This window comes from Streptomyces sp. NBC_00539 (assembly GCF_036346105.1).
Lineage (GTDB): Bacteria > Actinomycetota > Actinomycetes > Streptomycetales > Streptomycetaceae > Streptomyces.
Genome location: NZ_CP107811.1, coordinates 6,000,283 through 6,020,686, shown reverse-complemented (window position 1 = coordinate 6,020,686; position 20,404 = coordinate 6,000,283). Strand labels below are relative to the sequence as shown.

The window sequence follows — 20,404 nt, the reverse complement described above, 5'->3', positions numbered from 1 at the left end:
CCGGTCGCAACGACGGTAACAGAAGGTCTAGACCAAGTCCCGTCCCTTGGCCCGTTCGTGGGCCCCGGCGTGGTGGACGTACGCGGTGGCGCTCGGCCGGTCCTCGTACGTGCGGTGGAAGACGGGGGTCGCCGCCCCGGAGATCGGCGGCACGATCCAGGACCAGTCGGCGCCCACCTCCCGTCCCTTGCGCTCCTCGCGCTCCAGGTGCGAGAGGAACCGCCGGGACTCGGTGTGGTGGTCGGAGATGCTCACGCCGGCCTCGTCGAAGGAGTGCAGGACCGCACGGTTCAGCTCGACCAGCGCCCGGTCCTTCCAGAGCGAGCGGTCGCTGGAGGTGTCGAGCCCCAGCCTGCGGGCGACGGCGGGGAGCAGGTTGTACCGGTCGGTGTCGGCGAGGTTGCGGGCGCCGATCTCGGTGCCCATGTACCAGCCGTTGAACGGCGCGGCCGGATAGTGGATGCCGCCGATCTCCAGGCACATGTTGGAGATGGCGGGGACCGCGTGCCAGCGCAGGCCCCAGTCGTCCCAGTGGTCGGGCCCGTCCGGGTGGCGGATCGGCACCTCCAGCACGGCGTCCGCCGGGGTGTCGAACCAGCGGGGCTTGTCGTCCACGCCCTGGACGACGAGCGGCAGGAGGTCGAAGGGGGTACCGGGGCCGCCCGGCCAGCCCAGGTCGAGCAGCGCCCTGGTGAGCGGCGCGTTGCGGGCGTCGCCGACGGTTATGGAGGGGTGGTCGCCGTACCCGGCGTAGCGGATGAGCTGCTCGCTCCAGATGAGCGGCCCGGGGCGGTCCGGGGCGTCGGGTGCGAAGACGGTGATGGTGGGCCGTACCCGGCCGCCGTTGGTGGCTTCCCGCAGGTGCGCGAAGCACTCTTCGGCGATGCCGTCGCCGTCGGTGAGCCCACGGCGGTCGCGGACCCGCAGCGAGTTCCAGTAGAGCCTGCCTATGCAGCGGTTGCTGTTGCGCCAGGCCACCCGGGCACCGTGGACGAGCTCGTCCGGGGTGTGCCGGTAGGTGCCGGCCTGGGCGATTTCGGCGCGCACGGCCGCCAGCCGGGCGTCGAGATCACCGGCATCCGGGTTCTCCCGGTGGAAGAGCCGGATGAACTCCTCGGCGGCCTCCCACACTTGAGCGGTACCCGAGCGCTCCCGAGCCGTGCCCGAGCGCTGTTGAAGGATTTCCATTCCGGGCCGTTACCCCCTGTCCGTTCAGATCCACCCTGTACATGCCGAATGAATGTGCCGTGAACATCACCCGTTGTACACGGGGCAGGTCAGCGGCGCGGGTGGGCGACGGCCGGAACACTCCTCCGGGTGATCTGCGCGGATCGGCCGGAACGGGCGTCTTCAAGTGGCGTACCATCCGCGCCGGCTCGGCGGCCCCGGGCGGGGGCTACGGGGCCGGCGACCGGCCGGGATCAGGCGCTGACGACGAGCGGGGCGCGAGGGTGCGTGCGCAGCGGGACGTGCAGCGCTACGAGGGCGTGCTCCAGGCCGTGCAGGTGGGCCAGGACGGGCTCCGCCGGGGCCGGCGGCCGGGAGGTGTTCTCCGGGGCGGCGGGCAGGTGGCCGTCCTGCGGCGCGGTCAGCGCCTCCACCGCCGCCTCGACCCGCCAGCACGCCGCGGCGAGCCGGGCGTCGTGCGAGGCCTGCGGGTCGGCGGCGACGGCCACCAGGCCCCGCACCTCGCGCGCGCACGCGTCGAGCAGCTCCAGCACCTGCCGTGCGCGGGCCTTGCGGGCGCGCAGCGGGCTGAGCGGGTGCACCAGGGGCGCGAGCGCCATCCGTACCCGGCCCAGGAGCAGTTCCAGTTCGGCGGCGTGGGGGGCCGGGTCGGCGGAGGGATGTCCGGCGAGGCGGTCGAGGGAGGCCGCCGTGGAGGCCCGTACGCAGTGCAGGGCGCGCTGGATCCAGGCGTCGTTGGCCGCGTGCGTGGTGACGGGCAGCACCAGCACCACGGCGAGCGCGGCGCCGAGCGCGCCGATGGCGGTCTCCTGGAAGCGCAGCAGGAGCAGGCCGGGGTGCAGCACGCCGAGGAGTCCGTAGAGCAGGCCGGCCATGACGGTGACGAAGAACATCATCCAGGAGTACGACGGCGCGGCGGTGTAGAAGATCCCGAAGACGCATACGGCGACCAGGGCGGCGGTCGGCGTCGGCGCACCGTGCAGCGGTACGGCGACCAGCAGCCCGGCGGCGATGCCGGTGACGGTGCCCACGACCCGGCGGAAGCCGCGGACCAGGGTCTCGCCCCGCGAGGCGGTGTTGACGAAGATCCACCAGGCGGTGCCCACGGCCCAGTACCAGCGGTCCTCGGAGAGGACCTGGCCGATGCCGAGCGCGAAGGCGCAGGCGGCCGTGGCCTGGAAGGCCTGCCGGGTGGTGGGCCGGGCCAGGCCGGTGCCCGGCAGGCCGGGCGGCGCGGCGGGCGGCGGCGTACGGCGCTCGATCGGCCAGAGCACGAACCGGGCGGCGCCCGCGGCGAGCAGGGCCAGCCCGACGGCGGCGAACAGCTCGGGCAGTTGCGCGGGCACCGCGTGCAGGAACTGCGTGATGAAGAAGTTCATGAACGCGAAGATGCCGAGGGCGTGGCCGCGGGGCCCCCAGCGCCGTGCGTAGACACCGGCGAAGACGACGGCGAGGAAGGAGAGGTCGCGGGCGAGCGGCAGGCCGTGCAGGGCGGTGGCCGCGGCGAGGACCGGGAATCCGGCCACGGGCAGCAGGGCCGTGGTCACCCGCTGGGCGCGCACGGTCGCGTCGAGCACGGTGAACAGCGCCAGCAGGGCGGCGAGCCCCCCGGTGATCGAGGCGGTCAGCGAGAGCCCCACGGCTTGGGCCGCGGCGACGGCGAGCCCCACGCCGACGACCGCGCGCAGCGAGTTCCTGAGCCTCATCAGCCCCGGGTCCGGAGCCACGAACATCCTCTTCACGGCGGTGTGCCGCCCCCCTCGCGATGGTGCGCGCCGGGCCGGTGTCCGCCCGGGGTGGTGGGCGGCGTACAGGCACGGCGAAGGCGCCGCGGTCCGGAACGGCTTCGTTGCCGTCCGGCGCTGCGCGGCGCCGTAAGTACATGGATAGGACACAGATAACCATCCGGAGGCCCACTGGCTCAACCGGGCCCCGGGGCGCTGTGCCATTGGCACAGCCGCGCGGGCGGTTCTTCGGCCGTTGGACGCCAACGGACCAGGTTCACGCCTCGCCGATGCGCACGAGGGCCAGGGTGATGTTGTCGGGCCCTCCCGCGTCGATGGCGGCCTTCCACAGCTCGAAGGCGGCCCGGCCGTCGTCGTGGTCCCCCAGCAGGCCGTCCAGCACGTCCTCGGGCACCGGGTCGGTCAGCCCGTCCGTGCAGATCAGGTAGCGGGCCCCGACGGCGAGGGGGGAGGTACGGACGTGCGGCGTGACGGCGTGGAAGCCCCGGGCGCCGCCGAGGGCCTGGGTGAGCAGGGAGGTCGTCCGGCGGCCCGGCGGCAGCGGCGGGCTGTCGTCGACGCTCACCTGGCGCAGCGCCGCGTCCGAGGCGTCGAGGACCCTGCTGTCGCCGACGTTGAAGGTCAGCACCGACTCGGGCAGGACGACCGCGCCGGCGACGGTGGTGCCCATGCCGGCCAGCTCCGGCTCGCGGTCGGCGGCGTCGTACACGGCACGGTTGCACAGTTCCAGGGCCTCACGGACGGCCTCCTCGCCGTCCAGCGAAGGCCCGAGCTGCGCGAGGCGCCGTACGACGAGCGCACTGGCCACCTCGCCGGCCGGCTGTCCGCCGATGCCGTCGGCGACCGCGACGACGAGCGGCGAGCCGAGCGGGAACACCAGCATCTGCGGGTTGCGGGTCTCGGTGGCGCACAGCGTCCACGGCCCGATGACCAGGCTGTCCTCGTTGTGCTCGCGCAGCAGCCCGGCGTGGCTCAGTGCGCTGACGGCTGCGTACGGCATCGGTTCCGCCTCTCCGGCGCCCGCGGCAAGCGTCCCGTCGTCGGCCCTTGCCCTTGTCCCGTCCCCGTTCATTGTGGCCCCGCGGGAGGGGCGCGGCGCAGCCGTGCGAGGACCAGGACCGTGTCGTCGGTCGCGGTGTCGGGCAGCAGGCCGGACAGGATCCGGTCCGCGGCCTCCTCCAGACGGTCCACGGGGGCCCGCAGCTGGTCGCACAGGGCGTCGATGCCGGTGTCGATGTCCTGGCCGCGGGCCTCGACGAGCCCGTCGGTGTAGAGCGCCACGACGGCGCCCTCGGGGATCCGCGTCCCGGTCGAGCGGAACGGTACGCCGCCCACCCCGAGGGGGACCCCCAGGACGTCGCCGATCCTCTCCACCGTGCCGTCCGGGTGGCGCAGCAGGGGCGGGGGGTGGCCGGCGCTGGCGACGCGGGCGTGGCCGGTGTGGGGGTCGTAGAAGATGCACAGGCACGTCGCGAGCTCGATGCCCGCCTCCTGGGCGCAGGTGTCGAGCTCCGCGAGCAGGGCCGCGGGGTCCCGGGTGTGCCGGGCGAGGGCCTTGGCCGTGATGCGCAGCCGTCCCATGGCGGCGGCGGCCGGCACGCCGTGTCCCATCACGTCCCCGACGAGCAGGGCCAGCTCGTCGCCGGGCAGGGGGATGACGTCGTACCAGTCGCCGCCGACCTCCGTGAGCCGGCTCCCGGGCAGGTAGCGGTGGGCGACGTCGGCGTGGGGGCCCGCCGCGGGGGCGCTGGGCAGCAGGGCGCGCTGGAGGGTGAGCGCGATGTCCTGGACGCGGCTGTAGAGGCGGGCGTTGTCCAGGCACAGGGCGGCGCGGGAGGCCAGCTCGCCCGCGAGGCTGAGGTCGGGCTCGGAGAAGGCCGGGCGGGACGCGGCGCGGCCGAACATCGTGATGCCCTGGACGGTGCCGCGGGCGACCAGCGGGGCGATGAGGATGCACGCGAGGCCGCTTTCCATGAGCAGCCGGGCCCGTTCCTCGTGGGCGACGGTGCTGGTCACGAAGTCGTCGTTCACCGGGAACCAGAGCGGGCGGCCCGTTTCGAGCATGGTGTGGATGCCGGAGCCGGGCGGGTACGTGACCCGCTCCAGGCCGCCGAGCAGCTCGTCGGCGGGCGGCGGCAGGGTCGTGCCCCACGCGATCCTGCGGGTGACGAGCGGCAGCCGGGGGTCGAAGACCTCCGGCTCGTGCATCCACTCCACCAGTTCCACCACGGAGGCGTCGCTGAACTCCGGGACCGCGGACCGGACCAGCTCGCGCGCGGTCACGTCCACGTCGAGGGTGGTGCCGATGCGGGCGGCGGCGCGGTCCAGGAGCGCGAGCCGCTGCCGGGCCGCGGTGGCCTCCACGATGGCCCGTTCGCGGTCGGTGACGTCCACCAGCAGGCCGCCCACGCCGCGCCGGCTGCCCACCGCGCCGCTGAGCGGGAACAGGCTCACCGACCGCACCTGGTCGCGGTCGGGGTGGCCGGGGGTGCGCAGTCCGACGAGGGTGTCCACCACGGTCCGGCCCTCCTGGGCGACGCTCCGCAGCAGGCGCTGGTACTCGCCGCCGTCGGAGGTGAGCATGATGTCCGTCATGCGGCGGCCGAGGTGGTCGGCCAGGGCGAGGCCGTCCATGTCGGCGAGGGCCTGGTTGAGGTGGACGTACCGCAGGTCCTCGTCGAGCATGACCAGGCCGATCGGGCAGGTCTCGAAGAGCGCGTCGAGGAAGGCCAGGTTGGTCTTGACCCGGTCCAGTTCGACGCTGCGGCTCGCCAGTCCCATCACCACGGAACGGCCCGTGCTGCCGGTGAGCGGGAAGACGCGGAAGCCGCAGTCGAACACCGTGCCGTCCCGGTGGAGCGCGGGCATCCGGACGCGCCAGTAGCCGAGGGTGCGGGCGCGCTCGGCGAGCCGCGCGGCCGCGCCGGGATCCCGTCCGGGGAAGAGCGTCGAAGCGGGCCGGTCCAGTACGGCCGCGGCGTCGTGGCCGAAGAGGTTGCGCGCGCCGGGACCCCAGTAGCAGATCCGGTCCTCGTCGTCGATGCCGAGGACGGCGACCACCACGTGTTCGAGCAGCGAGCCCGGTTCCGACCGTATCGGGCCGGGATCGGCGTCGCCACCCCCCTGCGGGTCCGGTGGCATCGCTGCCCCCTTCTGCACGCCGAGCTGCTGCACCCGAGTTTCCGCAGCCCGAGCTTTTGCGCGCCGCGCGCGACGGCGGCTGTCGTGCGCCGCGCGGATGGCCCGGGCGGCCCCTTCAATTCTGCCCGCCGCCCCGGGGAGCGGCCCGCCGAAGTGCGCCCCGCCGGGTGGGTGGCGAAACTGGTCCCATGACGACCATGGCGACCATGGCGGCCCTTGAGGGCGGCCCGGACGATCTTCCGGAGCGCCTCGTTCCGGCCCCCGCGCCGGGTGAGGACGTGAAAGTGGCGCACCGCGGCGGATACGAGCACTTCAAGGCCACGTCCCGCTTCCAGGACGCCGCGCAGGGACGGGTTCCCGTCTACGAGTGGTGGGAGCGCACGGAGATCGCCGAGTGACCCGACCCGTGTGACCCGACCGCCCGCTCCCCGCTCCCCGCCCCCGGTGCTACCCGGGCTGCCCGGTCGGCACGCACAGCACCGGTACCGGCGACAGGTGCAGCAGCTTGTGCGGCGTCGAGCCGAGGAGGGCGCCGCGCAGGGGGCTGTCGCCCCAGGTGCCGACGATGACGACCCGCGCCCCGTGGCGTTCGGCGGCATCCAGGAGGGCTTGGGCGGGCTTCTCGTCGACGACCTCCACCGCCGAGGGGACTCCCGCCTCGTCCGCCGCCGCGACGGCCCGGGCCAGTGCGTCGCGGCCGGCCTGGCGGACGGCTTCGCGGTGGGCCCGGGACTCCTCGCCCGCGGCGCCGGGCGCGGCCGCACCGTAGACGAGGACGAGGGGCTCGCCGAAGGCTGCGGCGACCTCCAGGGCGACACCGAGGGCGCGTTCCGCGCCGGGCGATTCGTCGTACCCCAGGACCACGGACATCGCGTACTCCTCCGTTTCTCGGCACGGCTCAGCGAGGCCGGCGGTGCCGGCCCGGGACGAGCGCCGGGTCGGCCACCCCGCGCCGCTCCTGCCAGAAGCGACCGTCCCGCACCCTCCAGAAGCACATGATCAGCACCCCGGCGAGCGCGATGGCGATGCCGATGAGCAGCGGTGGGCTGATGCCCAGCCAGGAGACGCCCCCGGCCGAGTTCTGCGGCTCCGACATGTCGTTGACGGACTCCACCAGTAGCCAGGTCAGCAGTCCGGCGCCGACGACCGGGCCCAGCCCGATGAGCAGGAAGTTGCGCGGGCTCTCCAGCAGGTGGCGCCGGTAGTAGACGGCGCAGGCCAGGCCGGTGAGCGCGTAGTAGAAGGCGATGAGGAGCGAGAGTGCGGTCAGCGAGTCGAGGAGCGCGTTCTCGCTGATCTGGTTGACCGCGAGGTACCAGCAGATCGCGATGACGGCCACCCACCAGGTGCTCACGTCCGGGGTCCGGAACCGGGGGTGGATGCGCGCCAGCCCGTGCGGCAGCGCGTGCCGGCGGGCCATCGACAGGGCGGTGCGGGAGGCGGGGATGATCGTGGTCTGGGTGGAGGCGAGCGCGGAGGTGCAGACCGCGAGGAGCACCATCCAGTCCCAGCCGCCCATCACCTCGTGGGCGAGCACGCCGAAGACCGCTTCCTCCTGGCCCGCGTGCTGAGCCAGGAACGTGGTCCCCGCGTAAGCGACGACGGCGAACCCGACCGACAGGTAGGTCACCAGCAGCACGACCGTCGACCAGATGCCCGCCTTGCCGGGCGCGGTGGCGGAGTCCTCGACCTCCTCGGTCAGGTTGACGGCGGACTCCCAGCCCCAGTAGATGAACACGCCGAGGAGCAGTCCGCCGGTGAGCGCGGCGCCGCCCGCTCCGAAGGGGTTGAGCCAGCCGACGGACGGCTCGATCGCGTCGAGGCTGCTGGTGCCGGCGTAGACGCGGTAGAGGGCGACCACCGCGAAGGCCAGGAGGAAGAACACCTGGGCCAGGATCAGCACGTCCTGGACCCGGGCGGACATCTCGGTGCCGATCACGCAGACGGCGGTCATGGCCAGGATGACCACGACGGCGAGCGTCTGGCGGACCGGCTCGTTCGAGGCCAGGCCGTCGAGGCCGACCGCGAGCAGCCCGAAGCGCACCGCGACGTCGGCGAGCGACCCGATGACGAGGACCCCGGTCATGGTGATCGCCCAGCCGCCGAGCCAGCCCGCCCAGGGGCCCATCGCCCGCGTCACCCACGAGAAGGTGGTCCCGCAGTCCTGGTCGACCTTGTTGAGGTAGTAGAAGGCGGCGGCGATCAGCAGCATCGGTACGAAGGAGGCCAGCATCACGCCCGGTGCGTAGATGCCGGCCACCGCGACGATCGGCCCGATCACGGCGGCCAGCGAGTAGGCGGGCGAGGTGGAGTTCAGGCCGATGACGAGCGCTTCGAGGAAACCGATCGCGTCGGGCCTCAGCCCCGCCTCGGCCGGCGCGGTGCGCTGCCCGTCGCCGCCGCCCTTACCGTCCTGCGCCATATACGCATGCTCGGGCACGAGGCGGCGGGGCGCGAGACGGGGAGGGCGCGGCGCGAACGCCGCCGCGCGGGTCTCAGGGGCGGGTGTTCCAGCCCGCGACGACCGGCAGACCGTGTTCCGTGGACAGGACGCCGAGCGTGCCGGTGCGCAGCAGGAACAGGCGCCCGTCCTGCGGGGCGAGACCGAGGTAGCGGGCCGTCAGGACGCGCAGGAAGTGGCCGTGGGCCACCACGACGGCGTCGCCCCGGTCCTCGCGCAGGACCTTGTCGACCCGGGCCAGCGCGCGGTCCGCGCGGGCGCCGACCTGTTCCGCGTCCTCCCCGGGGTGCCCGGCGTCGCCCGGCGGGACCCCGTCGGTCCACAGCGACCAGTCCGGCCGGGTGCGCCGGATCTCGGCCGTGGTGATGCCCTCGTAGCCGCCGTAGTCCCATTCGTGCAGGTCGGGGTCGGGGATGCCGCCGGTCAGTCCGGCGAGTTCGGCGGTGGCCACGGCCCGGCGCGACGGGCTGGTCAGGACCAGGGCGGGACGGCGGTCGTGGAAGAACGGGGCGAGGGAGATGGCTTCCTCGACGCCGCGGGGGGCCAGCGGTACGTCGGTCAGGCCGGTGTGCCGCCCGCTCGCGCTCCAGGCCGTCTCACCATGTCTCACCAGCAACAAGTCGCTCATCCTTGGACCTTAGACGGTCGGCCGCACCGATGGGGTGAGCGCAGCGTGTCATGTACGCCACCGCAGCGATCCGATGCGGAAACGATGCGACTTGGAGGGGAGCGGACCGGCTCGCCACCCTCGGTCCATGGACGACCTGATCCACCAACGGGCCCGGGCGGTCCGTCCGAACGGCGGTCCGGACCGGGACGATCCCGACGCCGCCGGGTTCGCGGCGGGCGACGAACGTTCCATGGAGGCGGCCTACCGCCGCTGGCGGCCGCTGGTGCAGTCCCTCGCACGCCGCGCTCTGGGTGACGAACGCGAGGCGGAGGACGTGACGCAGCAGGTGTTCCTCGCCGCCTGGCGAGGCCGGCACCACTACCGCCCCGGCCCGGGCGGCCTCGGGGCCTGGCTCACCGGCATCACCCGCCACAAGGTGGCCGACGCGCTGGAGGCCAGGACCCGGCGGACCCGGGCCGCCTCGGCCGCCGCGCACGCGCTCCACGAACGCACCCGGTCCCCCGCCGCCCACGCACCGCCGGAGCCCGAGCAGGCGCTGGACCGGCTGCTGGTGCTCGGCGAACTGTCCCGGCTGCCCCCCGCCCAGCGGAGCGTGATGTGGCTGGCGTTCTACGGCGACCTGACCCAGACGCAGATCGCGGCCCGCACCGGTCTGCCGCTGGGCACCGTCAAGAGCCACATGCGCCGGGCGCTGCAGGTGCTGCGCCGCTCGCTGGGGGATCCGGCGGCGCGCCCCACAGCCGCTCGATGACGGCGAGGCCCGAGCGCAGGCCGAACAGCCGCTCGGTGCGCGGACCGGACGTACCCGCACCCCAGCCGGGCCCCGCCAGCAGCAGCACCGAATGCCCTCGGGCGCCGTGCGGCCCCCATTCGATGCCGGCGACCGCCCTGGCCAGGGCGCGGTCCGCGGTCGCAGCCGACTGGGCCCAGAGCACGGCGGCGCGGGGGCCCGTACGGCGCACCGCCTCGCGCAGCGCCTCGGCGGGCAGGGCCGGGCCGAACATCAGGGTGGGCAGGCCGCGCTCCCCGAGGGCGGCGGTCAGTGCCTCGATGGGCAGGCTGTGCTGCTCGTCCGGGGCGCAGGCCAGGAGCACCGGCGGCGCCTCGTACCGGCGGGGCGCGGGCCGCCGACTGCGCAGGGCGCCGGAGACGTGCCAGGACAGCAGGTGCTCCACCTCCACGTAACGCTCCCCGGCGGAGGCCCACTTGCGGCCGACCGCGTGCAGGGTCGGCGCGATGACCTCCTCCCACGCCACGACCAGGCCGAGCTCCGTCAGCGCGGTGTCCAGCAGTCGCTCCACCGCCGGCGCGTCCAGTCGTACGGCGGCCCGTGCGAGCCCCCTGCATTCCGTCCGCACCTCCCCGAGCGGAAGGGCGGTGGACCCGCCCGGCGTCACGGTCGCCGCCCGGGCCGCCCCGGAGCCGCCGGCGGCTGCGTCGAGCGCGGCCCTGGCCGCCGCCGAGGGGGGCACGCCCTGCGCGGTGAGCCGGCACATCAGCTCCAGGCGGGCGATGTCGGCGGGGGTCCAGCGGCGGTGGCGGCCGTCCTCCCGGCGGGCCGGGCCGATGGCGTACCGGCGCTCCCAGGACCGCAGCGTGGTCGGCGACACCCCGAGGCGGCGGGCGACGGCGCCGGTACTCAACGCGGCGGCGGGCAGCGGCGCGGGATCGGCCGGCGTCACGGGTGCGCGGGGCGGCACCGGGCCACGGGGCGGCACGGGCTCGTGGGACGGCACGGGCTCGTCGGGCGGCTCGCGGTCATGGGGCTGCACTGGATCCACCCGTTCACCCTAGGACGCCGGAGCACCACGACCGGATCACTCGATGCCCCGCCCCTGCCGGAAACGGGCGAGCCCCTCGGCGAGTTCGACTACCGGCTCGGGATAGTCGTACCGGGCGCGCTCCGCCGCCGGCAGCCGCCACGGTTCGTGCACCCGCGGCGCGGGCAGCCCCGCCAGCTCCGGCACCCACCGGTGCACGTAGGCACCTTCGGGGTCGTAGCGCAGGCCTTGGCGGACCGGGTTGAGGACGCGGCCCGGCCGGGTGTCCGTGCCCGTGCCGGCGACCCACTGCCAGTTCATCTGGTTGTTGGCCAGGTCCCCGTCCACGAGGAGGTCCAGGAAGTGGCGGGCGCCGATCCGCCAGTCCACGTACAGGGTCTTGGCGAGGAAGCTCGCGGCCAGCAGCCGGCCCCTGTTGTGCATCCACCCCTCGTGGCGCAGCTGGCGCATGGCCGCGTCGACGACGGGGTAGCCCGTCCGGCCCTCCTTCCAGGCCTGGATCTCCTCCTGCGCGCCCGCGTCGGTGCGCCAGCGGTCGTGCCGGGTCCGGTAGTCGCGGGTGGCCGAGTCGGGGCGGGCGGCGAGGACCTGGTAGTGGAAGTCGCGCCAGCACAGCTGCCGGACGAACGCCTCGGCGCCGGGGCCTTCGGCCGCGCGGGCGCGGTGGACGGCTTCGGCGGGCGAGAGGGTGCCGAAGTGCAGGTGGGGGGAGAGACGGGAGGTGGCGTCGCCGGCCAGGTCGTCGTGGACGTCGTGGTACCGGTCGACACCCCCGCGCAGCCAGGCGCCCAGCAGCCGGCGGCCCTCGCGCTCGCCGCCGCGCGCGAGGCCCGGGGAGACGCCCGTGACGGCGGAGCGCTCGGGCAGCGGTTCCGAGCGCGGGGACGCGGGAACCCTGACCACGCGCGGGGCGGCGGTGACGGCACGCGGCGGCAGTTCGGTCCAGCGGCGCAGGTAGGGGGTGAAGACGGCGAAGTGGTCGGAGGCCGAGGGCCGCAGCGCACCGGGGGCCACGGCCGTCACCACCATGTCGTGCACGTACAGGCGCCGGCCCTCCGCTTCCAGGGCGGCGCGCAGCCGTTCCTCGCGCGCGTGGGCGTAGGCGCTCACCCCGGCCGCCATGTGCACCTCGTCGGCGTCCGTCTCCCGTACGAGGGCGAGCACTTCTCCGACTGCGTCACCGGAGCGGATCACCAGGCGGCCGCCGCGCTCGCGCAGCGCGGCGTCCAGTCCCGCGAGGCAGTCGGCGAGGAAGGCCCGGCGGTTGGGCGCGGCGAAGGAGGACCGCTCGATGGCCCGGTCGCGCACGAAGAGCGGAACCACCTGGTCGCAGGAGGACAGGGCGGCGCGCAGCGGCGGATGATCGTGCACGCGCAGGTCGGAGGTGTACAGGACCACCGCGATGTTCATGGGTTCTCGCTCCGGGTCAGGGCTGTGGGGTGCTGCTCGCACCCGGTACTTCGGCGGCGGGCGCCGGGGTGGATGCGCCCCGCGGGCCATCGCGTTCCAGCCGTTCGGCGGCCTTGGCGATGTTGCGCGCCATCCCGCCGAAGACCACGGCGTGGAAGGGGGACACGCTCCACCAGTACAGGTGGCCGAGCAGCCCGTGCGGGTGGAACAGGGCGCGCTGGCGGAAGCGTGCGCGGCGGCGGTCCGCCGGATCGGGGTCGGCGCGCAGCTCCAGCCAGGCCAGGCCCGGCAGCCGCATCTCGGCGCGCAGCCGCAGCAGCGCCCCCGGCTCGATCTCCTCCACCCGCCAGAAGTCGAGACTGTCGCCGACCCGGAGCCGGGCCGCGTCCCGGCGGCCGCGCCGGATGCCGACCCCGCCGACGAGCCGGTCCAGCCAGCCCCGTACCGCCCAGGCGAGCGGGAAGGAGTACCAGCCGTTGTCCCCGCCGATGCCCTCCACCACCCGCCACAGCGCGGCGGGTGACGCGTCGACGGGCAGCTCCCGCCGGTCGGTGTAGAGGCTGCCGCCCGCCCAGTCGGGGTCGGTGGGCAGCGGGTCGCTGGGGGCGCCGGGGAAACCGGCGGAGGACCAGCGAGTGGTCACCTTGGCCTCCCGCACCCGCTGGAGGGCGAGGACCAGGGCCTGGTCGAAGCCGAGCGGCGCCCCGGGCGGGTCGGGGACGTGGGCGGCGATGTCGTGCTCGCGGCAGACCACCTCGTGCCGCAGCGACTCGGCGAGCGGCCGGGCCAGCGCCCGCGGGACCGGGGTGACCAGGCCGATCCAGTGGCTGGAGAGGCCGGGGGTGAGCATCGGGACCCGCATGATGAGCCGTTTGGGCAGCTCCGCGACCTCCGCGTAGCGGCGCATCATCTCCTCGTAGGTGACCACGTCCGGGCCGCCGATGTCGAAGGCGCGGTCGACCTCGGGCGGCATGCCGGCGCTGCCGACGAGGTAGCGCAGCACGTCGCGGACGGCGATGGGCTGGCAGCGCGTGCCGACCCAGCTGGGGGTGACCATCACGGGGAGCCGCTCGGTCAGGTAGCGCAGCATCTCGAAGGAGGCGGACCCGGAGCCGATGATGACGGCTGCGCGCAGGACGGTGGCCGGTACGGCGGAGCCGAGGAAGATCTCGCCGACCTCGGCGCGGGAGCGCAGGTGCGGGGAGAGTTCCCGCAGCGGGATGCCCTCGGGGGTGAGCCCGCCGAGGTAGACGATGCGCCGGACCCCGGCCGCCCGGGCCTGCTCCGCGAAGACGCGGGCGGCCTCGCGGTCGCGGCCCTCGAAGCCGGAGCCCGAGCCGAGGGCGTGCACGAGGTAGTAGGCGACGTCGATGCCCTGCATCGCCCCGGCGACCGATCCGGGGTCGGTGACGTCGCCCCGTACGACCTCGGCGCGGCCCGCCCAGGGGTGGTCGCGCAGTTTCTCCGGCGTCCGGGCCAGGCAGCGCACCCGGTGACCGGCAGCGAGGAGCTCCGGCACCAGCCGGCCGCCGATGTAGCCGGTGGCCCCGGTGACCAGGCAGTGCCTTGCCGCCGCGCCCGTCATCGCCGTCCCGTCATGGCGCTCTCCGCTCTCGTGCCCCCGTACAGGATTCCGCACGGGTCCGCGCTCGGCATTCCGTGAGGGATTCCGCGGGGCGGGCGCGTCCGGATGCACCTGCGACCGCACGGCCCGTTTCACGGGGCCCTGCGCAAGCCCATCCGGGCGCCCTTCGGCTACGAAGCAACCACCGGAAGGAGGACACGATGACGGAGCGAGGAGGACCAAGGCCGCGAACGGCCGTCGTCGGCGCGGGTGTCTCGGGGCTGACGGCGGCCTACGTGCTGGCGCGCTCGCACGAGGTGACCGTGTACGAGGCCGAGGACCGGCTGGGCGGCCACGCCCACACCCACGAGGTGACGGGCCCGGACGGCCGCGTACGCGGGGTGGATTCCGGGTTCATCGTGCACAACGACCTCACCTACCCCCATCTGCGGCGGCTGTTCGGGGAGCTCGGCGTGGCCACCCGGGCGACCACGATGAGCCTCTCGGTGCAGTGCGAGGGCTGCGGGCTGGAGTACGCGGGCGCGCGGGGACCGCGGGGGCCGGCGGCCCGGCCGAGGTCGGCGGCGTGGCCCGGCTACCTGCGGATGCTGGCGCAGGTGCCGCTGTTCCGCCGGCAGGCCCGGCTGCTGCTGGCCACTCCCGCCGTCTCGGCGGAGGTGACCTTGGGCGACTTCCTGCGCGAGTGCGGCTTCGGGCCGTACTTCACCGCCCACTTCGCGATTCCGCTGGTGGCGTCGGTGTGGTCCTGCCCGCCCCGTACGGCGCTGCGCTACCCCGCCCGGTACCTGTTCCGCTTCCTGGCCCACCACGGGATGCTCGCGGTGGGCGGTCCGGTGGACGGCTCGGCGCGCTGGCGCACGGTCGAAGGCGGTTCGGCGCGCTACGTCGAGCGGCTGCGGGAGCGGCTCGGCGCGGCCGCGGTCCGTGCGGGGACCCCCGTACGGGCGCTCGCGCGCACCCCGGAGGGGGTCCGCGTGAGCACCGCCGACGGCGCCGTCACCTACGACTCGGTGGTCGTGGCCGTCCACGCCGATCAGGCGCTGCGGCTGCTGGCCGACCCGACGGACGCCGAGCGGGCGGTGCTCGGCGCCTTCCTGTACTCCCGCGACCGGACGGTGCTGCACACCGATGCCTCGGTGCTGCCGCGCTCGGCGGCCGCGCAGGGCTGCTGGAACTTCCGGCTGTCCGGCTGCGACCCGTACGACGCGCGGGTCCTCGTCAGCTACGACATGAACCGTCTGCAGGGGCTCGACGCGCCGCAGCGGTACGTGGTGACCCTCAACGCGGACGACCGGGTGCGGCCGGAGCTGGTGCTGGCCGAGATGGCCTACGAACACCCCGTCTTCACACCGGAGTCGGTGGCCGCCCAGCGGCTGCTGCCCGGCCTGTCGGGTCCGGTGACGGCGTTCGCGGGGGCCTACCACGGGTGGGGGTTCCACGAGGACGGCTGCCGCTCGGGCGTGGAGGCGGCCGCCGCGCTCGGGGTGGTCTGGTGAGGGCGGTGGTGTACGAGGCCGAGCTGCGGCACGTGCGGTCCGGGGAGCGGGCGTACGCCCTGCGCCACCGGACGTACCTGTGGCTGGTGGACCTCGACGAACTCCCCCGCCTCCCGGCGCCGTTGTGCCCCCTCGCCCGGTTCGAGGCGCGGGACCACTTCGGTGGCGGGGCGCCGACCATCCGGGCAGGGCTGGAGCGGTTCCTCTCCGCGCGCGGCGCCGGGCTTCCGCCGGGCTCCCGGGTGCTGATGCTGGCCCACGCCCGGGTGCTGGGTTTCGTCTTCAACCCGCTGTCCGTGTACTGGTGCCACGGCCCGGACGGGGCCCTGCTGCAGGTCGTCGCCGAGGTGCACAACACGTACGGCGAGCGGCACTGCTACCTCCTGGGCCCGCAGGCCGCGCAGGGCACGGCCCGGGTGGCCAAGGAGTTCTACGCGTCCCCCTTCCTGGAGGTGGACGGCGACTACCGGATGCGGCTCCCGGTGCCGGGCGAGCACCTCGCCCTGAGCGTGTGCCTTTCGGGCGGGGCGGACGGTGCCCGGCTGACGGCGACGGTGCGGGGCCGCCGCCGGGCATCCGGCCTACGGGGGCTCCTGCGGGCATCTCTGCGCCACCCCTGGCCGACCGCCGCCGTGGCGGTGGGCATCCGCTACCACCGTGTCCGGCTGTGGCTGCGCGGGCTGCCGGTGCGCCCGCGGCCCCGTCACGATCCGCAGGAGGGCCTGCGGTGAGTACAGTCGCGGCATGGCGGTGGACGAGCTCGACACCCGGATCCTGCGCCTGCTGATCGAGCAGCCGCGCACCAGCGTGCGCGAGTACGCCCGGCTGCTGGGCGTCGCGCGCGGCACCCTGCAGGCCCGGCTCGACCGGCTGGAGCGCACCGGGGTGATCACCGGGACGGGTCCGGTCCTCTCCCCCGCCGCGCTCGGGCACCCGGTGCTGGCCTTCGTCCACATCGAGGTCACCCAGGGGCACCTGGACGAGGTGGGTGACGCACTCGCGGCCGTACCCGAGATCATCGAGGCGTTCTCGATCACCGGCGGCGGGGACCTGCTGACCCGGGTGGCGGCCCGGGACAACGCGCATCTGGAGGACGTCATCCAGGGCCTCATCCGGCTTCCGGGCGTCGTGCGTACCCGTACCGAGGTCGCTCTGCGCGAGCGGGTTGCGCACCGGCTGCTGCCCCTGGTCGAAGCGGTGGGAAGAGCAGCGGCCAAACCCTGACAAAATGGCCGTGACACGCACTCGACCGGCAGGACGGGCTGAACGGAATGCTTTCCGTCATATTCGATCTCGACGGCACCCTCGTGGACAGCGAGCCGAACTACTACGAGTCCGGGCGACGCACCCTGGAACGGCACGGCGTGCCCGACTTCACCTGGGAGCAGCACTCCCCCTTCATCGGCATCGGGACGATGGAGACGCTGGAGATCCTCAAGGAGCGGTACGGGCTTCGCGCGCCGGTCGCGCGGCTGCTGGCGGAGCAGAACGCCGCCTATCTGGAGCTTGCCCGCGCAGGGACAGAGGCCTTCCCGGAGATGCGCAGGTTCGTCGAGCGGCTGCACGCAGACGGGGTTCCGATGGCGGTGGCGTCCGGTTCCTCGCGGGAGGCGATCGAGGCCGTACTGGCCGGGACCGGCCTGGACACGCTGCTGAGCGTCGCGGTCTCCGCCGAGGAAGTGGCGCACGGCAAGCCCGCCCCCGACGTGTTCCTGGAGGCAGCCCGCCGGCTCGGCGCGGACCCCGCCGACTGCGTGGTCGTCGAGGACGCGGCGCCGGGCGCGGAGGCCGCTCGCGCAGCCGGAATGGAGTGCCTGGCGATCCCCTCCGTGGCCACCACCGCCACCCACCCCGCCTTCGCCTCGGCCGGCCTCCTCTTCCGCGGCGGACCGGCGGCCTTCGACGCGGAGACCGCCTACGAATGGCTCGGCGAACACCGGGCGGCCTGACTTCGGGGGGCTCCGGGGGAAGAGGGCGGGCCGGTCCCGGGTTGGTAGAACCGTGAACGACTTTGTGGAGCGGGACCCGGCAGCGGTGGACGTCGTGGTCATCGGCGCGGGGCAGGCGGGCCTGTCCGGCGCCTACCACCTGGCCCGGGCGGGCATCGGCCACGTCGTCCTGGACCACTCGCCGGCTCCGGGTGGCGCCTGGCAGTTCCGCTGGCCCTCGCTGACGTACGGCAAGGTGCACGGCATGCACGCACTGCCCGGCATGGAGCTGGCCGACGCCGATCCGCTGCGGCCGTCGTCGGAGGTCATCGGGGAGTACTTCGCCACCTACGAGGAGCGCTTCGGGCTGCGCGTGCGCCGCCCCGTGGACGTCACGGCCGTGCGCAACGGTGCGGACGGGCGGCTGCTGGTGGAGTCGGCGTCCGGCGACCGGTGGTCGGCCCGGGCCCTGATCAACGCCACGGGTACCTGGGACCGTCCTTTCTGGCCCCGCTATCGGGGACAGGAAACCTTCCGGGGCCGCCAACTGCACACCGCGGACTATCCGGGACCGGCCACGTTCGCCGGCGCCCGCGTGGTGGTCGTGGGCGGTGGCACTTCGGCGGTGCAGCACCTGCTGGAGATCTCCGAGGTGGCGGCAGCGACCACCTGGGTGACACGCCGTCCGCCGGTGTTCCGCGACTCCCGCTTCGGCGAAGCCGAGGGCCGGGCGGCGGTGGCCCTGGTGGAGGAGCGGGTGCGCAGGGGCCTGCCCCCGCAGAGCGTGGTCAGTGTGACCGGGCTGGCGCTGAACGACGCCGTACGGGCCGGGCTGGATTCGGGGGTGCTGGAGCGCAGGCCGATGTTCGACCGCATCACCCCGACCGGCGTCGGCTGGGCCGACGGGCGGAGCGTCGACGCCGACGTGATCTTGTGGGCCACCGGCTTCCGGGCGGCAGTCGACCACCTGGCGCCGCTGCGGCTGCGGGAACCGGGCGGCGGCATCCGGCTCGAAGGCACCCGGGCGGTCCGCGACGAGCGGATCCACCTGGTGGGCTACGGCCCTTCGGCTTCCACCATCGGGGCCAACCGTGCGGGCGGCGCGGCCGTCCGAGAGATCCGCCGTCTGCTGGCCCGCGAAACCTCCGGCACTCCGGCACTGGCCGGGGCCGTCGCTTCCTGACCGGCCGGCTCGCCGTCGGCCGGCCGCGGCGCCGTCTCGGCGTCCCGGTCACGGCGGACCAGGGCGGCGTAGCGGCCGCCGGCGGCGAGGAGTTCCTCGTGCGTACCGCGTTCGGCTATGCGCCCGGCGTCCAGGACGACGATCTGGTCGGCGTCGCGCACGGTGGAGAGCCGGTGCGCGATCGTGATGGTGGTGCGGCCCGCGGACAGCTTGTCGATGGCCTGCTGCACCGCGTGCTCCGTACGGGTGTCGAGCGCGCTGGTCGCTTCGTCGAGGATCAGGACCGGCGGGTCGCGCAGGATGGTGCGGGCGATGGCCAGACGCTGCTTCTCCCCGCCGGAGAACCGGTAGCCGCGCTCACCGACCAGCGTGTCGTACCCGTCGGGCAGGGACTCGATGTGGTCGTGGATCTGGGCGGCGCGGGCGGCCTCGGCTATCTCCTCGTCGGTCGCGTCCGGCTTGGCGAAGCGCAGGTTGTCGGCGACGGAGGCGTGGAAGAGGTAGGTCTCCTGGGAGACCACGCCGATCGACCGGGCCAGCGAGTCGAAGTCGAGGTCGCGGACATCGATCCCGTCGAGGGCGACCCGTCCGCCCGTGACGTCGTACAGCCGGGGCACCAGGTAGCTGAGGGTGCTCTTGCCCGATCCGGTCGGTCCGACCACGGCGAGTGAGCCGCCGGCGGGGACCGTGAGGTCGATACCGGCCAGCGTGGGACCGTTCTTGCCGTCATAGGCGAAGTGCACGTCCTCGAGCCGTATCTCGCCCTTCGCCCGGCCGATGCGCACCGGGTCCTCGCGTTCGGTGATGTCCACCGGCAGGTCGAGGTACTCGAAGATGCGCGCGAACAGGGCGAGCGAGGTCTGGATCTGCACACCGGTCGACAGCAGGCTCACCGTGGGCCGGAACAGTCCCTGCTGGAGGGTGACGAAGGCGACGAGGGTACCCACGGACAGCGACGGCGCGCCGGTCTGGAGTGCTATGCCGGCGGCCCAGTAGATCAGTGCCGGCATGGCGGCCATCACGATGCCGATGGTGGACATCCGCCAGCGCCCGGCCATGCTGGAACGCACTTCCAGGCCGACCAGCTTCTCGGACTCCTCCGAAAAGGACCGGGTCAGGGAGTCGGCGCGGCCCATGGTGCGGCCGAGCAGGATGCCGCTGACCGAGAGGGACTCGGTGACGGTGGCGGCCATGGCCGCCATCTGCTTCTGCCGCTGGGTGGTGATCTTCTTGCGCTCGCGCCCGACCCGCCGGCTGATCCACACGAAGACGGGCAGCAGCAGGAGCGAGACGAGGGTCAGCCGCCAGTCGAGGGCGAGCATGGCGACGACGGAGGCGATCACCGCCGTGAGGTTGGAGACCAGGGAGGTCGCGGTGGAGGTGACGGTGGCCTGCATGCCGCCGATGTCGTTGGCTATCCGGGACTGGACCTCGCCCGTACGGGTGCGGGTGAAGAAGGCCAGCGGCATGCGCTGGAGCTGGGCGTAGACGGCGGTGCGCAGGTCGTGCATCACGCGCTGGCCGACCGTGGTGGATATCAGGGTCTGGAGGACGCCGAACACGCTGGTGACCACGGCGGTGAGGATCATGCCGAGGGCGAGCAGGCTCAGCAGGCCCGTCCGCCCCTGGGGGATCGCCACGTCGAGGATTTCCTTGAGCAGGAACGGCGAGGCGACGGCGACCAGCGAGGAGGCGGCGACCAGCGCGCCGACCACGGCGAGGCGGCCGCGGTAGGGCCGGAACAGACCCATGATGCGGCGCAGCTGGCGCGGCTGCTCCGCCGGCACCGGGCGGCTGGGATCGAGGGATTCTTTGGACGGCGTCCATTCGGGTTCTTTGGGGCGCATGGGCCTCC

17 protein-coding genes and 1 pseudogene are annotated in these 20,404 nt (G+C 74.2%); 7 read left to right on the top strand and 11 right to left on the bottom strand.

Going from position 1 to position 20,404, the window contains the following annotated elements:
• Positions 1 to 27: 27 nt before the first annotated feature.
• From OG861_RS27155 to OG861_RS27140, 4 genes are all read right to left on the bottom strand, one after another.
• Entirely contained in the window at positions 28 to 1,188 is a 1,161-nt protein-coding gene (locus OG861_RS27155; protein ID WP_329193173.1) for a nitric oxide synthase oxygenase, read from the bottom strand.
• Between the two features lie 233 nt (positions 1,189 to 1,421).
• On the bottom strand, positions 1,422 to 2,921 hold the full coding sequence (locus OG861_RS27150; RefSeq protein WP_330261882.1) for an FUSC family protein: 1,500 nt from the start codon (positions 2,919 to 2,921) through the stop codon (positions 1,422 to 1,424).
• Positions 2,922 to 3,189: 268 nt separating this feature from the next.
• Positions 3,190 to 3,933 carry a PP2C family protein-serine/threonine phosphatase gene (locus OG861_RS27145; protein WP_329193175.1) on the bottom strand — a complete coding sequence of 248 codons (744 nt, stop codon included), beginning with the start codon at positions 3,931 to 3,933 and terminating at the stop codon, positions 3,190 to 3,192.
• A gap of 68 nt (positions 3,934 to 4,001) precedes the next feature.
• Complete coding sequence (locus tag OG861_RS27140) at positions 4,002 to 6,074, bottom strand: SpoIIE family protein phosphatase (RefSeq protein WP_329193177.1); 2,073 nt, start codon at positions 6,072 to 6,074, stop codon at positions 4,002 to 4,004.
• 197 nt (positions 6,075 to 6,271) lie between these two features.
• Between OG861_RS27140 and OG861_RS27135 the strand changes: the two genes are divergently transcribed.
• Entirely contained in the window at positions 6,272 to 6,472 is a 201-nt protein-coding gene (locus OG861_RS27135) for a DUF5988 family protein (RefSeq protein WP_373304703.1), read from the top strand.
• Between the two features lie 49 nt (positions 6,473 to 6,521).
• Here OG861_RS27135 and OG861_RS27130 read toward each other — a convergent pair whose 3' ends face one another.
• From OG861_RS27130 to OG861_RS27120, 3 genes are all read right to left on the bottom strand, one after another.
• Positions 6,522 to 6,944: a universal stress protein gene (locus tag OG861_RS27130; RefSeq protein WP_329193180.1), complete on the bottom strand. Its 423-nt coding sequence runs from the start codon at positions 6,942 to 6,944 to the stop codon at positions 6,522 to 6,524.
• Positions 6,945 to 6,972: 28 nt separating this feature from the next.
• Positions 6,973 to 8,496, bottom strand: coding sequence for an APC family permease (locus OG861_RS27125; protein ID WP_329193182.1), 1,524 nt, complete (start codon positions 8,494 to 8,496; stop codon positions 6,973 to 6,975).
• A 73-nt stretch (positions 8,497 to 8,569) separates the two neighbouring features.
• Positions 8,570 to 9,163 (bottom strand): histidine phosphatase family protein, encoded by a 594-nt coding sequence (locus OG861_RS27120; RefSeq protein WP_329193184.1) that lies wholly within the window; start codon positions 9,161 to 9,163, stop codon positions 8,570 to 8,572.
• A gap of 232 nt (positions 9,164 to 9,395) precedes the next feature.
• Between OG861_RS27120 and OG861_RS27115 the strand changes: the two genes are divergently transcribed.
• Positions 9,396 to 9,917: an RNA polymerase sigma factor gene (locus tag OG861_RS27115; protein ID WP_443056747.1), complete on the top strand. Its 522-nt coding sequence runs from the start codon at positions 9,396 to 9,398 to the stop codon at positions 9,915 to 9,917.
• Here OG861_RS27115 and OG861_RS27110 read toward each other — a convergent pair.
• The 3 genes from OG861_RS27110 to OG861_RS27100 form a co-directional block, all read right to left on the bottom strand.
• Complete coding sequence (locus OG861_RS27110; RefSeq protein ID WP_443056748.1) at positions 9,835 to 10,866, bottom strand: MerR family transcriptional regulator; 1,032 nt, start codon at positions 10,864 to 10,866, stop codon at positions 9,835 to 9,837. The genes OG861_RS27115 and OG861_RS27110 overlap by 83 nt on opposite strands.
• A gap of 117 nt (positions 10,867 to 10,983) precedes the next feature.
• Positions 10,984 to 12,357 carry a cryptochrome/photolyase family protein gene (locus OG861_RS27105; RefSeq protein WP_329193190.1) on the bottom strand — a complete coding sequence of 458 codons (1,374 nt, stop codon included), beginning with the start codon at positions 12,355 to 12,357 and terminating at the stop codon, positions 10,984 to 10,986.
• 16 nt (positions 12,358 to 12,373) lie between these two features.
• Complete coding sequence (locus tag OG861_RS27100; RefSeq protein ID WP_329201998.1) at positions 12,374 to 13,942, bottom strand: SDR family oxidoreductase; 1,569 nt, start codon at positions 13,940 to 13,942, stop codon at positions 12,374 to 12,376.
• Positions 13,943 to 14,142: 200 nt separating this feature from the next.
• On the opposite strand from OG861_RS27100, the gene OG861_RS27095 reads away from it, so the two are divergent.
• From OG861_RS27095 to OG861_RS27075, 5 genes and pseudogenes are all read left to right on the top strand, one after another.
• Entirely contained in the window at positions 14,143 to 15,438 is a 1,296-nt protein-coding gene (locus tag OG861_RS27095; RefSeq protein ID WP_329193191.1) for an NAD(P)/FAD-dependent oxidoreductase, read from the top strand.
• On the top strand, positions 15,432 to 16,169 hold the full coding sequence (locus tag OG861_RS27090; protein ID WP_329202000.1) for a DUF1365 domain-containing protein: 738 nt from the start codon (positions 15,432 to 15,434) through the stop codon (positions 16,167 to 16,169). The genes OG861_RS27095 and OG861_RS27090 overlap by 7 nt, the downstream gene beginning before the upstream one ends.
• Before the next feature lie 13 nt (positions 16,170 to 16,182).
• Positions 16,183 to 16,662: an Lrp/AsnC family transcriptional regulator gene (locus tag OG861_RS27085; protein ID WP_329193192.1), complete on the top strand. Its 480-nt coding sequence runs from the start codon at positions 16,183 to 16,185 to the stop codon at positions 16,660 to 16,662.
• Positions 16,663 to 16,709: 47 nt separating this feature from the next.
• On the top strand, positions 16,710 to 17,387 hold the full coding sequence (locus OG861_RS27080) for an HAD family hydrolase (RefSeq protein ID WP_329193193.1): 678 nt from the start codon (positions 16,710 to 16,712) through the stop codon (positions 17,385 to 17,387).
• Positions 17,388 to 17,439: 52 nt separating this feature from the next.
• Positions 17,440 to 18,519: pseudogene (locus OG861_RS27075) on the top strand (NAD(P)-binding domain-containing protein); the annotation flags it as partial.
• Here OG861_RS27075 and OG861_RS27070 read toward each other — a convergent pair.
• A complete protein-coding gene (locus OG861_RS27070; RefSeq protein ID WP_329193195.1) occupies positions 18,423 to 20,396 on the bottom strand; it encodes an ABC transporter ATP-binding protein in 1,974 nt (657 codons plus the stop codon). The pseudogene OG861_RS27075 and the gene OG861_RS27070 sit on opposite strands and share 97 nt — an antisense overlap.
• Between the last annotated feature and the right edge of the window lie 8 nt (positions 20,397 to 20,404).